The sequence below is a fragment of the Streptomyces sp. NPDC048718 genome, assembly GCF_043198875.1.
Taxonomy (GTDB): Bacteria; Actinomycetota; Actinomycetes; order Streptomycetales; family Streptomycetaceae; genus Streptomyces.
On record NZ_JBICVG010000008.1, the window covers coordinates 101,205 to 114,883 of the forward strand.

The 13,679-nt window shown below is 72.1% G+C and carries 13 protein-coding genes and 1 tRNA gene; 6 read left to right on the forward strand and 8 right to left on the reverse strand.

The window, feature by feature from the left end; genetic code table 11:
* Positions 1 to 293 precede the first annotated feature (293 nt).
* Positions 294 to 1,607, reverse strand: coding sequence for a hypothetical protein (locus ACGFRB_RS17115; protein ID WP_393243792.1), 1,314 nt, complete (start codon positions 1,605 to 1,607; stop codon positions 294 to 296).
* Between the two features lie 327 nt (positions 1,608 to 1,934).
* On the reverse strand, positions 1,935 to 2,444 hold the full coding sequence (locus ACGFRB_RS17120; protein ID WP_361234238.1) for a SigE family RNA polymerase sigma factor: 510 nt from the start codon (positions 2,442 to 2,444) through the stop codon (positions 1,935 to 1,937).
* 265 nt (positions 2,445 to 2,709) lie between these two features.
* Between ACGFRB_RS17120 and ACGFRB_RS17125 the strand changes: the two genes are divergently transcribed.
* Complete coding sequence (locus ACGFRB_RS17125) at positions 2,710 to 3,111, forward strand: DUF6479 family protein (RefSeq protein WP_361234241.1); 402 nt, start codon at positions 2,710 to 2,712, stop codon at positions 3,109 to 3,111.
* A gap of 134 nt (positions 3,112 to 3,245) precedes the next feature.
* Positions 3,246 to 4,199 carry a sigma factor-like helix-turn-helix DNA-binding protein gene (locus tag ACGFRB_RS17130; protein ID WP_393243794.1) on the forward strand — a complete coding sequence of 318 codons (954 nt, stop codon included), beginning with the start codon at positions 3,246 to 3,248 and terminating at the stop codon, positions 4,197 to 4,199.
* Between the two features lie 73 nt (positions 4,200 to 4,272).
* Here the strand turns inward: ACGFRB_RS17130 and ACGFRB_RS17135 are convergent, their stop codons facing one another.
* Complete coding sequence (locus ACGFRB_RS17135) at positions 4,273 to 4,632, reverse strand: VOC family protein (protein ID WP_393243796.1); 360 nt, start codon at positions 4,630 to 4,632, stop codon at positions 4,273 to 4,275.
* A gap of 239 nt (positions 4,633 to 4,871) precedes the next feature.
* On the reverse strand, positions 4,872 to 5,567 hold the full coding sequence (locus tag ACGFRB_RS17140; protein WP_393243798.1) for a pyridoxamine 5'-phosphate oxidase family protein: 696 nt from the start codon (positions 5,565 to 5,567) through the stop codon (positions 4,872 to 4,874).
* Between the two features lie 246 nt (positions 5,568 to 5,813).
* On the opposite strand from ACGFRB_RS17140, the gene lepB reads away from it, so the two are divergent.
* Positions 5,814 to 6,614: a signal peptidase I gene (gene lepB, locus ACGFRB_RS17145; protein WP_363005422.1), complete on the forward strand. Its 801-nt coding sequence runs from the start codon at positions 5,814 to 5,816 to the stop codon at positions 6,612 to 6,614.
* A 168-nt stretch (positions 6,615 to 6,782) separates the two neighbouring features.
* Here the strand turns inward: lepB and ACGFRB_RS17150 are convergent, their stop codons facing one another.
* Together ACGFRB_RS17150 and ACGFRB_RS17155 are read right to left on the reverse strand one after the other, a co-directional pair.
* Entirely contained in the window at positions 6,783 to 7,427 is a 645-nt protein-coding gene (locus ACGFRB_RS17150; RefSeq protein ID WP_363005424.1) for a response regulator transcription factor, read from the reverse strand.
* Entirely contained in the window at positions 7,427 to 8,716 is a 1,290-nt protein-coding gene (locus ACGFRB_RS17155) for a sensor histidine kinase (RefSeq protein ID WP_393243800.1), read from the reverse strand. The genes ACGFRB_RS17150 and ACGFRB_RS17155 overlap by 1 nt, the downstream gene beginning before the upstream one ends.
* Before the next feature lie 151 nt (positions 8,717 to 8,867).
* Here ACGFRB_RS17155 and ACGFRB_RS17160 point away from each other — a divergent pair, with 151 nt between their 5' ends.
* Together ACGFRB_RS17160 and ACGFRB_RS17165 are read left to right on the forward strand one after the other, a co-directional pair.
* Positions 8,868 to 9,764, forward strand: coding sequence for an ABC transporter ATP-binding protein (locus ACGFRB_RS17160; protein WP_393243802.1), 897 nt, complete (start codon positions 8,868 to 8,870; stop codon positions 9,762 to 9,764).
* Positions 9,758 to 12,268, forward strand: coding sequence for an FtsX-like permease family protein (locus tag ACGFRB_RS17165; RefSeq protein ID WP_393243804.1), 2,511 nt, complete (start codon positions 9,758 to 9,760; stop codon positions 12,266 to 12,268). The genes ACGFRB_RS17160 and ACGFRB_RS17165 overlap by 7 nt, the downstream gene beginning before the upstream one ends.
* Positions 12,269 to 12,288: 20 nt before the next feature.
* Here the strand turns inward: ACGFRB_RS17165 and ACGFRB_RS17170 are convergent, their stop codons facing one another.
* Positions 12,289 to 12,909: an HNH endonuclease gene (locus ACGFRB_RS17170; protein WP_393243806.1), complete on the reverse strand. Its 621-nt coding sequence runs from the start codon at positions 12,907 to 12,909 to the stop codon at positions 12,289 to 12,291.
* A gap of 267 nt (positions 12,910 to 13,176) precedes the next feature.
* Here ACGFRB_RS17170 and ACGFRB_RS17175 point away from each other — a divergent pair, with 267 nt between their 5' ends.
* On the forward strand, positions 13,177 to 13,440 hold the full coding sequence (locus ACGFRB_RS17175; RefSeq protein WP_393243808.1) for a hypothetical protein: 264 nt from the start codon (positions 13,177 to 13,179) through the stop codon (positions 13,438 to 13,440).
* A gap of 105 nt (positions 13,441 to 13,545) precedes the next feature.
* On the opposite strand, the gene ACGFRB_RS17180 is transcribed toward ACGFRB_RS17175, so the two are convergent.
* Positions 13,546 to 13,619 (reverse strand) — tRNA-Thr (locus tag ACGFRB_RS17180).
* Positions 13,620 to 13,679 lie beyond the last annotated feature (60 nt).

Below are 13,679 nucleotides of genomic sequence, written 5' to 3' on the forward strand. Positions count from 1 at the left end.
GCCGCTCGGCCCCGACCAGGTCAGGCCGACCAAGCCGACCGGGTCGAGATCGAGCAGATCGGGCGGGTCAGAGCAGCTCCGGACATGCCGGCCCAGTCGCTCCAGGACCGGGTAAGCCGGGGCAGGGTCCAGCCTTCTCCTGCCCCGACCAGGTCCGGAGCCGACCCGGGGCTGGGGCCGGGGCCAGTCCATCCCGGTTCGGTCCGATCTAGTCCGATCCAGTCCGATCCAGTCCGGTCCAGTCGACCGGTCCAGTCGGGCCAACCTGGCTGGCCGGAATCTCCGCCGACGCGTTATCCCCGGGCCAGGGTGCGCCACTTGAGGTTGGTGGCTATCCCTTTCAGCTGCGCGGTGGTCAGAGCGGGCTCAGGGCGGGTCGGCGGCTCGAGCTGGCTGCCGGCGTTGAAGGCGGAGACGACGACCCGGAAGCCGTCCTTGGTCATGGTGTCCGCCATCCACCAGACGGAGCCCTCGACACCCTTCTCCCCGGCCCGCTTGGTGACCTTCACGAGGGTGCCATCGGGTTCGGTGGTGACACCATCGCCCGAGAAGAGATCGTCCCGGTCCGACCCCATGTCCTCCTGGACATTGACCTGGACGATACTCCGGCCGGCGCCGTCGTCGACGATCAGATAGCCGGCGCCCTGGCCGACGACCTTCAGCCCATGTCCATGGGGCAGCAGCGACCGAAGCGTCGCCGTCACCCGGGTGGTGTCCAGTTCCTCGTGGACCGGGGCGGACGGGTCGGCGGTCGGCTTGCCGTCGTTCTTGCCCGGCTGCTTCAGCTGTTCCAGCAGCGGGTACCAGCCGTCCGCCGTGACCAGTGCCCTGAGCTGGGCGGGGTCGAACGGCGGGTTCTGGCGGCTGATCGCGGAGTCCTTCTCCGTCGGCGCGTTGTACTCGCTCGCGTCGATGACGGAGCCGTCCTTGGTGAGCAGGACCGCGCGCCAGTTCTTGGTGAGGACCCGCTTGTCCGGGTATTCGTACCCCTGGAAGATCATCAGCCGGCTACCGCCGGGCAGCGCCTGCTCGGTGCAGTCGTCGTACGGCGTGATCACCCGGTCCGGACAGGTCACCAGGTCCCGGCCCGCCTCGCCCCGCCCGGTCGTCGCCGCCCGGTAGAGGTCGACGGAGACGCCGGCCTTGCCCTTGCCGTCGTCGTAGACACCGGTGGCGACCGCCTGACCATTCGCGTGCAGGTCGTCGAACGTCCACTTGCCGGCAGGCGTGTTGGCCTGAAGGACGGTGGCGACATCAGCGCCGGTGACCGGCGTTCCGGCGGGCTCACCAGCCACGCTCGTCACGCCGTCGACGCTTCCGCCACCGCGAGCCGAGCCGCCGGTCCCGGCGGCGGAGACGCGCTCGTGGCCGACGCCGAGCAGGGACCCGCCGTACACCCCGCCCACACTGACCGCGGCGAGCGCGAGCACACCTCCCATCGTCGCCGCGCGACGGCGGAGCAGCTGCCGGCGCCCGCGGACGAGACCGCCCGCGGCGAGTCCGCGGCGGTCGTCGGCCTCGAAGCCCTCGCCGGCACGGCGCAGGGCCTCGCTCAGTTCCTCTTCGAATCGGGTCTTCGTCACATCGTGGTCTTTGTGGTCAGGCATGGTGGGATCACCGTTCCGGGTCCAGGAGTGGAAGTCAGGGCGAGGTGCGAAAGCGTGATGTCGCACGGTGGTGCGGATCCTGCGAGTGGTGCGACTGGTGAAGTACGTCCGTGCGCGGGTGATGCGACGTACCGCCGGGACCGGACAGAAGCCGTGACGGCAGCTGGGCCACCGGGACGAGGACGCCCCGGCCGCTTCGCGCCATCCGACCCCGAGCACCGGTGGCGACACCCCGCCGAAGCCCGCGGCCAGGGGCCGGGCCAGGCCCGGGGTCAAGGCCGTGTTCACCGAAGGGGAGCAGCGAGCGGGAACGAGCGGGAAAGCGGGTCAGCGGGCGACCAGCTCGGCGACGTTGCCACCCAGCCGCTCCCGCAGTTTCGCCAGGGCCCGCGTGGAGCGGGTGCGGACGGCCGCCGTGCTGACATGCATGGCGTCCGCGGTCTCCTCGATGCTGCGGTCCTCCCAGTACCGCAGCACCACCACCGCCCGGTCCTTGGGCGCGAGCCCGGCGAGGGCGTCGAGCAGGGCGACCCGCAAGGCGGGATCCTCGCCGCCGTCCGGAGCCCGGTCGGGCAGCTCCCCAAGCGGACGCTCGGTGGCCGAGCGTCGCCTGCGGTGGCTGAGGAAGGTCCGTATCAGCACGGTCTGCGCGTACCCCGCGGGATTGCCGACCCGGCCGATCCGGCCCCACAGGGCGTACATCCGGCCCAGGGTCTCCTGCACCAGATCCTCGGCGAGATGAGTGTCGCCGCTGGTCAGAAGGCATGCCGACCGGTACAGATGCCCCGAGCGGGCAGAAGCGAATTCCAGAAACCCGTCCGCGCGAGACTGCTTCATCCCCCTCCCCTTCATGCCCCTCCCCTCCGTCGCTGTGGCACGTTCGCTTGTTTCGCGCCCTCACCTCATTGACGCGGTGGCCCACGGGAAATGTTTCAGCTTGGTTTTGCACTCCTCCGCTTTCCGCCCCTCCGCCTCCCCTGTCGTTCCCTGCCGTTCCCTGCCCCGTCCGTGGGCCGCCCCTGGACCTCGGGAGCCCCGACGGCCACGGAGGCCCCGCCCCCCCACCAAGGCAAAGAGGGCGAAAAGGAGTAATCATGTCGATATGAACACTTTCCTTACGGGCTCCGCCCCGGTCACCCTGGCCCACGGTGTCTGGGAATCCGGACTCGCCCAGGTCCTCGCCGGTCTGATCCTGGTCCTCGTCCTGATCGGCGCGTTCGCCTTCGGTATCTGGATCAAGAACCGGGAGCTCCCGCCCCCCGACCCCGAGACCCAGCCGCACCGGCCGGAGACCGAACGGCCGCCCGGGGAGATGTCCGAGTACCGCCGCCCGGCCGAGATGCCGCACACCGACGGCGAGCACCGGTTGATGCCGTACCAGCTGAAGGACGGCGGCACGTCCGGCACCGAAACCTCGCCCGACCCGCCGAGCGAGGAAAAGCGCAAGTGGGGGGGTATCTCCAGCGGCGGCTTCGGCAGCGGCGGACCGGGCCACGGCGACTGATCCGACTCCCGGGTCAGGCCCGGGTCCGACCTGATCCGAAGCCTGGCCCGGGCCGGCCCAACAGATCCAGCCTGATCCAAAGGACAGGCCCCACCCCCACCCGGCGACCCCCTCCGGCGAAGGCGGCGAACCCGATGAGCACGGCGAACACGACGGACACGGCCGGCACCACGAGCACGGCAGGCGTCTCGGGCGCGGCAGGCGTCTCGGGCGCGTCCGACGCGGCCGACAAGGCCGGCGGCGCGGTCGGCATGGAAGGAAGCGCGGGCTCCGGCACCTCCGCCCGCGGCCCCCGTCTCCTCGCGCTCGCCCACCGTCTGCTCGGCTCCCCCGAGGAGGCCGCGCAGGCGGTGCGGGCGGTGTCCCGGGCCCGCCCCGCCGCCACCCCGACGACGGCCCCCGCCGAGATCACCCGCGCCTGCCTGGAACTCCTGCGCGCCCGGGAATCCCTGCGCCCCGTCCCCCGCGGCCCCTGGGACCGCGCCTGGCCGGAGAGCCGCCACCACCCCGGCGACACGGACACCCAGGACGCCCAGGGCGTCCAGGACGATCTGGCCGCCCTGGACGCCCTGACGCCCTCCGAGCGGGTCGTCTTCGTCCTCCACGACGAGTTCGCCCTGCCGTACGAGGAAATCGCCCCGATCATCGAACGCACGCCCGTCGCCACCCGCCGCCTGGACACCCGTGCCCGGCGGCGCCTCGAAGGCACCGAGAAGATGCCGGAGCCCGACCCCGAGCGCCAGCGCAGCGCCGTCGCCGCCTTCCGCTCCGCCGCCCGGGGCGGCGATCTCGCAGCGCTGCACGCCCTGCTCGACCCTGATGTCGTCCTGCGTTCGGACACCGGCGCACCCCCGCCCGCGCACGGCGCACGCGCGGTGGCACGGACCCTCGCGGACCGGGCGAAGGCGGCCCTGCCCGCCTTGGTGGACGGTTTGGCGGGCCTGGTGCGGGCGGCCCCGGACGGGACGCCGCGGACGGTCTTCGCGTTCACCGTCCTCGACGACCGGATCACGGCCGTCGACGCCCTCGCCGACCCCGCCCATCTGTCCCGTCTCCGGCTGGCACCCGAAACCGAGCCCGCACACTAGACCCCCACCCGCTCGGATCACCCGGGCTGCGGATCACCGGCACGCTGCCGCCCCGGATCCGCCCTGCCCACGCCTACGCCGTCTTCGGACCGCTCCGCAGCCCGAACATGTTCCCGTCGGCGTCCTTCACCGTGGCGATCCGCATCCCACCCCCGACGTCCTGCACTTCCTGCACGGTCCGCGCCCCGGCGGCGAGCAGCGCCTCCAGCGTGCCGGGAAGGTCGTCGACGTCCCAGAACGGCACCGCTCCGGTCAGCCCCTTGCCGTGTCCCTGCGGATCGAGACCGAAATGCCGCCCTCCGGCGTCGAACCCGACGTAATACGGCTGGTCCACGCTGGGCCCGGTCCCGAGCAGGGCGGTGAACAGGGCTTTCGCCCGCTCCAGGTCCTTCACCGGATAGATCACGGTGTTCATGCTCGTGGTCGTGGTCATGGGGGTGGGTGTTCCTTCCTGTCGCCCGGCGCTGCCGCCGGCGCCCTCGTCCTTCTCCCCTCCCTCAGTCATCGCACAGCCGCGGCCGCACGGGCCGCCCGAACACCGCCGTCCGGCCGGACAACGTCACCCCACGCGCCCCTCACGCCCCCACGCACCCCGCACGCCCCGTACAAGCCTCTGAGCCGCCACCGCCTCCTACGCCCCTCCCCCGGCGCCCCGTCCCCCGTCACCCCGCCCTAGTCCGCCACCCCGCCGTCCCCCGGAACCCCGCCGAACACCGTCCCCGCCCGCTCCGCGATGTGCGCGGGCGGCTCGATCCCGGCCGGCAGCAGCGGATCGGCGACCGGCGCCCCGAACCGCGTGACCAGCGGCAGCACCCCGGCCCACACCCCCAGCTCCGCGTCCGTCCCCTCCCCGTCGTCCGGCGGCCCGCTCGCCACCTTCACGGACGCCTCGGCCAGGTCGAGCGCGAGCAGCGCGGTCGCGGCCAGTTCCTTGCGGCTCGGCTGCCGTACGTACTCCCACTGCCCCGGCGCGGACTGCTCGGTCAGCGCCCGCAGCCCGCTCAGCTTCTCCTCCGGGTCGATCACGAGACGCGGCACGCCGTAGATCATCGCGCTGCGGTAGTTCACCCCGTGTTCGAACACCGAGCGCGCCAGGACCAGCCCGTCCACATGCGTCACGCTCAGGCACACCATCGCGCCGGGCGCCCGTACCAGGCTGCGGCTCGCGACCGACCCGTGGACGTAGACACGGTCCCCGTCCACTCCGTACACCGTCGGCACCACCATCGGTGCCCCGTCGACGACGACCCCGAGATGACAAAGGAATCCGGCCCCGAGCACCGCGTCCAGATCGGCCCTCCGGTGGCTCCCCTTCTCCCGCATCCGCCGCAGCCGGGTCCGCTCGGTGACCTCCAACTCCTGCTCCATGCCCACCCCTTCCTCGCCGCCCGCACTCCGCGCGCCCATCGCGCGCGACCGGAGGCATCCTAAGGACGCGCCTTCCGAACGCTTCCCCTACGGGTCCGGCTCCGCCGTCCCGGCCGCCCCGGCGGGTCACTCGCGCATCACTCGTACGTGGTGAAGAGACAAATGGCGGGCCCGGTTCCGGGCGGTGCGGGCATAGGCTCGATCCCTACGGCAGGAGTTCGGCAAGCGCGGATGCGGAGGAATGACATGGGGGACGTGGTGATCGACGCCCGGGACGGGCGGGACGGCCCGGAGGGCGGACCCGCCGAAGAGGCCGACGCTCCCGGAGACGGGCACGGACGCGGACGAAGGCGCGGACGCGGGGCGGAGGCCAAGCGGAAACGCCCGATGTGGCAGGAGCTGCCATTCCTCGTCGTGATCGCACTGGGCCTGGCCTTCCTGATCAAGACGTTTCTGCTGCAGGCGTTCCTGATCCCCTCGGGCTCGATGCAGAACACCCTTCAGGTGGACGACCGGGTGCTGGTCGACAAGCTCACCCCCTGGTTCGGCTCCGAGCCCGACCGCGGCGAGGTCGTCGTCTTCCGCGATCCGGACAACTGGCTGCTGGGCAATCCGGTGCCGGAGCCCAACGCGGCGCAGAAGTTCCTCAGTTTCATCGGGCTGATGCCGGCGGCCGGCGAACAGCATCTGATCAAGCGGGTCATCGGTGTCGCCGGCGACACGATCGAGTGCACGGGGACCGGCCCGCTGAAGGTGAACGGCAAGCCGCTCTCCGAGCCGTACGTCTACGCCGGCAACACCCCGTGCAGCTCGGACGAACCCGGTCAGTTCAAGGTGACCGTGCCGAACGACCGGATCTGGGTGATGGGCGACCACCGGCAGAGTTCGGCCGACTCCCGCTACCACCAGACCGACAAGAACGGCGGCATGGTGCCGCTGTCGGATGTCGTGGGCCGCGCCGTCGTCGTCGCCTGGCCGATCCCCCACTGGTCCACGCTGCCGGTGCCGGACACGTTCAAGCAGCCGGGCCTCGCCCCCGCTCACTGAGCCGCGCGCCGCACCGCCCGCCGAACCACCCCTGACGAAGTCCAGACCGGACAACCGACCTGGACTTCGTCACGAGGTGCCCCGCCACAGGGCCGAGGTGAACTGCCGTCACCATGAGCTGCCTTCACCCTGAGATGCCGTCATGACGTGCCGCCGAACGGATCCGGGTCAGCCTCTGAGGTACGCGAGGACCGCGAGGACACGGCGGTTGGTCGAGTCGTCGAGCGACAGGTCGAGCTTGGTCAGGATGGAGCCGAAGTGCTTGCTGACCGTGCCCTCGCCGACCACCAGCGCCGCCGCGATCGACGCGTTGGACTTGCCCTGGGCCATCAGCGCGAGCACCTCCTGCTCGCGGGCGGTCAGCCGGGCCAGCGGGTCGCGGCGGTGCCGGATCAGCTGCCGTACGACCTCGGGGTCGACGACCGTGTCTCCTTCGGCGACCCGGCGCACGGCGTCGACGAACTCCTCGACGTGACCGATGCGTTCCTTGAGGAGGTAGCCGACGCCTGAGCCGTCGCAGGAGTCCAGCAGGTCCTCCGCGTAGCTGCGCTGGACGTACTGGCTGAGCACCAGGACGGGCAACCCGGGCCGGTGCCGGCGCAGTTCGATGGCGGCACGCAGTCCCTCGTCGGAGAAGCCGGGCGGCATCCGGACGTCGGTCACGACGACGTCGGGGCCGTATTCCGCGACGGCCGCGACGAGGTCGCCGGCGGTGCCGACGGCGGCGACGACCCGGTGGCCGAAGCGTTCCAGGAGGCCGATCAGGCCGTCGCGGAGCAGAACGCTGTCCTCGGCCAGTACGACGCGCAGCATCAGTTCCTCAATCTGGCGGCGGGACACGGCACTTGAAGGCGCAGCAGGGTGGGGCCGCCGGGCGGACTGGACACTAGCAGCCGTCCGTCGAGCACCGAGACGCGATCGGCTACGCCCTGCAGGCCTGTGCCGTGGTCGGTGCCGGCCCCGCCGCGGCCGTCGTCCTCGACCTCCACCACCAGCGTCCCCTTCTCCAGCCGGCCGCGTACGGCGGCGCGGCTCGCGCCGCTGTGCTTGGCGACGTTGGCGAGGCCCTCGCCCACAGCGAAGTACACGGCCGCCTCGACCGCCTCGACGGGCCGGACGGGCAGGTCGAAGTCGACGTCGACGGGGATCACCGAGCGGTCCGCGAGGTCGTCGACGGCCGCCACGAGGCCTCGGTCGGTGAGGACTTGGGGATGAATGCCGCGGATGAGTTCCCTGATCTCGACGAGGGCGGCGGCCGCGTCGTCGTGCGCCTTGGCGAGCAGCCCGTCCAGGGGCGCCCCGGGTGCTTCGAGCCGGGCCAGGCCGAGCGTCATGGACAGGGCGACGAGTCGTTGCTGCGCCCCGTCGTGCAGATCGCGCTCGATACGGCGCCGCTCGGCCTCGAAGGCGTCCACGAGTCGCATGCGCGATCTACCCAACTCCTGAATTCTGCTGTCCAGTTCGCCTTCCGGGGAGGACAGCAGGAAGCGGGTCAGGGCCGCGCGTCCCGCAGCCGCCGCCCGGACCGGATACGCGAAGACGGCCAACAACAGCACCCCGGCCAAGGCGAGCCCGAGCGCCGCCGGCCGGCTCTCCACGATCCAGATCTTGAGGACCCTGGCCTCCTCGCCGTCGATCGCCAGCATCACCGGAGTCGCGATCAGCCCCCCGCACACGGCGAGCACGAAGCCCACGACCAGCGCTTCCAGGGGCCACAGCAGGAAGCCGAAGAGCACCGCGTATGCCAGCTCGCGCCAGGTGGCGCGCTCCCGCAGACGGGTGCGCAGCCAGGCGGCGAGGCCGGTGCGGTCGGGGTCGCGGTGCGGGTCGGCGATCGGTTCAGGGTCGATCAGACGCAGCCTGCGGCGCTCCAGCGAGGCGAGCGGAATGCCCGTGAGAACGAGCACGAGCAGCAGCGGAAGGCCGATGACGATCAGGCTCAGCGCCCCGCCCACCACGGCCAGCAGTACGAGCGTGAGCAGGGTGGCCGCACCCAGCGGCACGCTGCTGAGCAGGTACAGCGCCGCGCGCCAGGGCCGGCCGCCGAGGAGGTGACGGAGCGGCCCGGGTCGCGACGGGGAGCTCACGGCGGGGGAGGACATGCCTCGCACGGTACGCGGCAGGTCAGGCCGATCACAGCGAAAACAGCGCTCTGTACAGGCAGTTGGAAGGCCGAGGGTAGAGATACCTCCACCCGGAAGACTACGCCTCCATCAGATGTGCCCTTCCTGTGTGCCCAGTTGGATGAATGGCATGAATCCCGCAGCTGTCCGGCTCCGCTCCGTGACCCGCTCCTACGGAGCCGGGCGCCTCCCCGAGAACACGGTCATCGCCCTCGACCAGGTCGACCTCGACATCCCCCGGGGCACGTTCACCGCTGTCATGGGCCCCTCGGGTTCCGGCAAGTCCACCCTGTTGCAGTGCACGGCGGGGCTCGACCGGCCGACTTCGGGGCAGGTGTTCCTCGGCGAGACCGAGCTGACCCGGCTGAGCGAGAAGAAGCTGACGTTATTGCGCAGGAAGCGCATCGGGTTCGTCTTCCAGTCCTTCAACCTGCTGCCCGCGCTGACCGCCGAGCAGAACGTCGGCCTTCCCCTCAGGCTCGCCGGCCGCCGCCCCCGCAGGTCCGAAGTCCTCGACGTGCTCGACCGGCTGGGGTTGCGGGAGCGGGCCGGGCACCGGCCCGGCGAGATGTCGGGCGGGCAGCAGCAGCGGGTGGCGCTGGCACGGGCCCTGGTGACCCGGCCGGAGGTGCTGTTCGGCGACGAGCCGACCGGCGCCCTGGATTCCACCACGAGCCGCGAAGTCCTCACGCTGCTGCGCGGGATGGTCGACCAGGGCCAGACCGTGATCATGGTGACGCACGATCCGGTCGCCGCCTCCTACGCCGACCGGGTGCTCTTCCTCGCCGACGGCCGGATCCGCGACGAGCTGTGCGCGCCGTCAGTGGAGCGGGTCGCCGGGCGGATGGCGGCCCTGAGCGCCGCACCGCCCCGCCAGGGCGAGGACCGGGGGCAGGGCCAAGCCCAGTACGCGGGCGAGGGCCGGGGACAGGGCCAGGGCCAGGGCCAGGGCCAGGACCGGAATCAGGGCCGGGGCCAGGACCGGGATCAGGGCCGGGGCCAGGACCGGGCGGTGGCATCGTGCTGAGTCTCGCGCTGCGCGGCATGCGCACCCGCTGGGTCACCTTCGTCGGCTCGTTCGTGGCACTCGCGCTCGGCGTGGGACTCATCGCCACCATGGGCCTCGCGCTCGCGGCGACGTTCGACGCTCCGGAGCGGGGCACCGAGCGGTTCGCCGGGGCGCGGGTGGTGGTGCAGGCCTCCCGTGAACTGGCGGTCGGCACACCGATCGGCGTGCGCACCTCACCGCTCGCCAACCCTCCCGCCGTACCTCGGAAGTGGGCACACCGGCTGGCCGAGGTGGGTGCCGTCGCCGAGGACCGTACGTTCCCGGTCTCCGTGTCCGACGGCGCGGTGCTCGGTCGGGGTCGGGGGGCGGGGGCACCGCCGGTCGGCCACCCATGGGGGATCGCCGCCGCCACCCCGTACCGGCTCTCCTCCGGGCGTGCCCCGGCGGCGCCTGGCGAGGTCGTCGTCACGACCGGGCCCGGCGCCCGGATCCGTACCGGCGACCGGATCGAGGTAGGAACGCCCGAGGGAACCGGCACCCGGACGGTGGTCGGCACCGTCCCGTCCGCCGGGTTCGAGACAGCCCTGTTCTTCACCGCCGCCGAGGCCGCCCGGATCGCGCCGCGGATCGACCGGGTGACGGTGGACGCCGATCCGGCCGCCGTCCGCGCGGCACTCGGCGACCGTTCGGGCATGACGGTCCTGGCCGGTGCCGACCGCCGCCGGGCCGACCCGGATCCGGACCGCGACGAGAAGGCCCTGGTCTCCGTGAACGCGCTGCTCGGCACCGCCGCCGGCATCACCGCGTTCGTGTCGGTGTTCGTGGTGGCCTCGACGTTCACGTTCGCGGTGGCGCAGCGCCGGCGGGAGTTCGGGCTGCTGCGGATGGCGGGCGCGACGCCCGGCCAGGTACGGCGGATGGTGTACGCGGAGGCGCTGGCGATCGGGGTGCTCGCGGCGGGCACGGGCTGTGCGCTCGGCCGGTGGGGCGCGCCTCGGCTGGCCGGCTGGATGTCCGGGCAGGACATCGCCCCGGCCTGGTTCCGGATCGGCGAGCAGAGCTGGCCGCTGCACGTCGCCTTCTGGACGGGCCTGACGGTCGCCCTCGCCGGAGTGACCGCGGCGTCCTTCCGGGCCGGCCGGACCGGTCCGACGGCGGCGCTGCGGGAGGCGGCGGTCGACAGTGACACCATGCCGTGGAGCCGGCGCCTGGCGGCCTCGGCCGTCCTGCTCGCCGGTCTCGGACTGCTGGTCGTGGACCTGGCGACGGACCCCGGCGACATCCTCAAGCGCAAGACGTACCTCACCCAACCGCTGTTCCTCATCGTGGCGTTCGCGCTTCTCGCCCCGGTCCTGATGCGCCCGCTGACCCGGCTGCTCACCTGGCTGCCCGCTCGTTTGCCCGGCGCTGTGGGCATGCTGGCCAGACAGAACGCGGTGGCCGGGGTGCGCAGGACGGCGGCCGTCGCCGCGCCGGTGATCGTCACCGTGGCGCTCGCCTGCTCTCTGCCGGGTACGACGGCCACCATCGGCGAGGCCAAGGCCGCCGAGGTCCGTGCCCAGTCCCGGGCCGACTTCATCGCCTCCGCAGGCGGCGCGGGGCGGGCACTGCCCGAGGCGTTCCTGGCCGAGGCCCGCGCGGTGCCGGGTGTCACGGTCAGCGCCTCCCGTTCCACCGAGGTGACCGTCCTGGAGGAGGGCACGGCCCTCGTCCGCTCCGAAGCGCACGCGGTCGACAGCGCGGAGGAACTGGCCGCGGTGTCCGAACTCCCCGTCGTCGCGGGGTCCTTGTCGGACCTCGACGACCACGGCATCGTCGTCAACGAGGAGTGGCTCACCACCCGCGTCGGCGAGAAGGTCCCGGTCTGGCTGGGCGACGGCCGCCGGGCGCGCCTGCGGATCGCCGCCGTCCTCGCGGTGGGCACCGGGAGCAACGGCGTGTACGTCACCGCCGCCAACGCGGCGGGCGCGGGCGTCGACCGTGCCGACATCGCGGTGACCGGTGACACCGACCGGGCCGATGTGGAACGGCAGTTGAGGGCGGCGGGCGCGGCGCACGGCGTCGATGTGATGCCCGCCGGCCCGTGGATGACCGCGCACCACCCGCGTACCAGCGGGTCCACCCGCCTCGGCTTGCTGATGATCCTGGCCATCGCCCTCGTCTACACGGGCATCGCCCTCGCCAACACCCTGGTGATGGCGACCACCGGCCGGGCCCGCGACCTGGCGCTCCTGCGGCTGACCGGCGCGACGAAGGCCCAGGTCCTGAGGTTGGTCGCGGTCGAGTCAGTCACGGTCGTAGCGGCCGGCGCGGTCCTCGGCGCCGCCGCCTCCGCGGTGAATCTGCTCGGTGTCCGGGCGGCGCTCGGACTGCTCGACGTGGGGTCCGGCATCGTCGTGCCCTGGCTGGAGGTGGCCGCCGTGACAGCCGTCACCGCCCTCCTCGCGGCCGTGGCGGCGACCCTGCCCGCCGCGTTCGCCCTGCGCACCCGCCCTGTGGAGCTGGCGGGCGCCCGCGAGTAGCCACCGCCGCCCCGCGGTCTCTACGCCCCGAGAGCTGCCGGTCCGTCGCTGTCCAGCCGGTGCTCACGCCAGTGGGCATCCAGCCACCGCTTGTGTTCCGGCCTCAACTGCACGGCCGGCGACTGCCCCTGCAGCTTCATGTAGTCCGGGTAGGAGTGCAGAGCCGGGGCGACATCGAGCTTTCCCAATGCGGTGTTCACAGCCACATGCCCGAGGTCGAAGAGCCGGTGTATGTCGCGGCGCAGCAGCAGCCCGCCGTGTTCGTGATGCTCGCCGGTCTCCGCGTAGCTGTAGAGGTGAGCCGCCTCCAGGGCGTCAGCCGGCGCGGGGCCCGTGAAAGCACATGTCTCGCCGTACTGTCGCAACAGCTCTTTACGGAAGGCATCTTGGCCGATGCGTACGCGCGTCACCGACTTCCTGTGGCCGCCTGCGGCAGCCACCCGCGTGGCTGCGGCGATGTCCTTGACCAGAGGGGCCTGGCCGCCGGCGTCGAGAAGCGCCTGCCTGATCCGTTCCCATCGCGCCGGGCGCATGCTCAACTGCGACTTCGGGGCATCGCAAAGAGCTCTCAGCTCGGGTCCCGAGAGCAGACCGCGACCGTCCATCCATCGCTCGCCGTGCACGGACCGGTAGGTGGTCACCGTCGTGGTCTTCTCGCATGGGTCGGGAAACAGGTTCCCGCACTTGCCGCAGCGGTACGCCGGCTTCGCTCGACGGAGAGAGACAGCGCGTGCGGGAGTGGCGCGACCTGCTCGCCCTGCTCTTGAACATCCCGCCCATCGAGGACGCATCCTCGCTCAGCTCGACGGCGGGTTCGAGGCTCCGGGGTGGGCGGTCGCCAAGCTGGCGGACATTCAGCCCCTACGGGGGGGGCGGCGCAGGGCGTCGTCGGCACCCTCGCATCGGCAATGCAGCTTGAGGTGTTCTCGGCCGTGACCGAGGCGTACGAGGTCGGGGCCGAGGCCGGTCTCGCCGAGCTCGGCGCGCTCTCCGACGCCGACGTGCGCCGGATCGCCGAGAGCACTCCGGGCACCCGGGCCGTGAACCGGATCGCCGCCGAGACGATCGAGCTCGTCACCGAACCGCACCGCCGCACAGCAGGAAGGCCGGACCGCCGAAGAGATCGCGCAGTCGGCCCTCAGTCGCCTGTCTGGTCAGACCCCGGTTTCTGACACCGAGGGCACGCAGGAAGGTACGAAGATCATCGAGTTTCGCCCCGGCCGGTCCGAAAAACACAAAACCCCAGGTCACGGCGAGTGAGTCCTGGGGTTTCGCAGAGCCGCCTTCGGGATTCGAACCCGAGACCTACGCATTACGAGTGCGTTGCTCTGGCCAACTGAGCTAAGGCGGCACGCTCCGTGCCCCCATGGTGGGTGCAGCAGCGTCGCCAAGTCTACACAGTTTCCGGGGG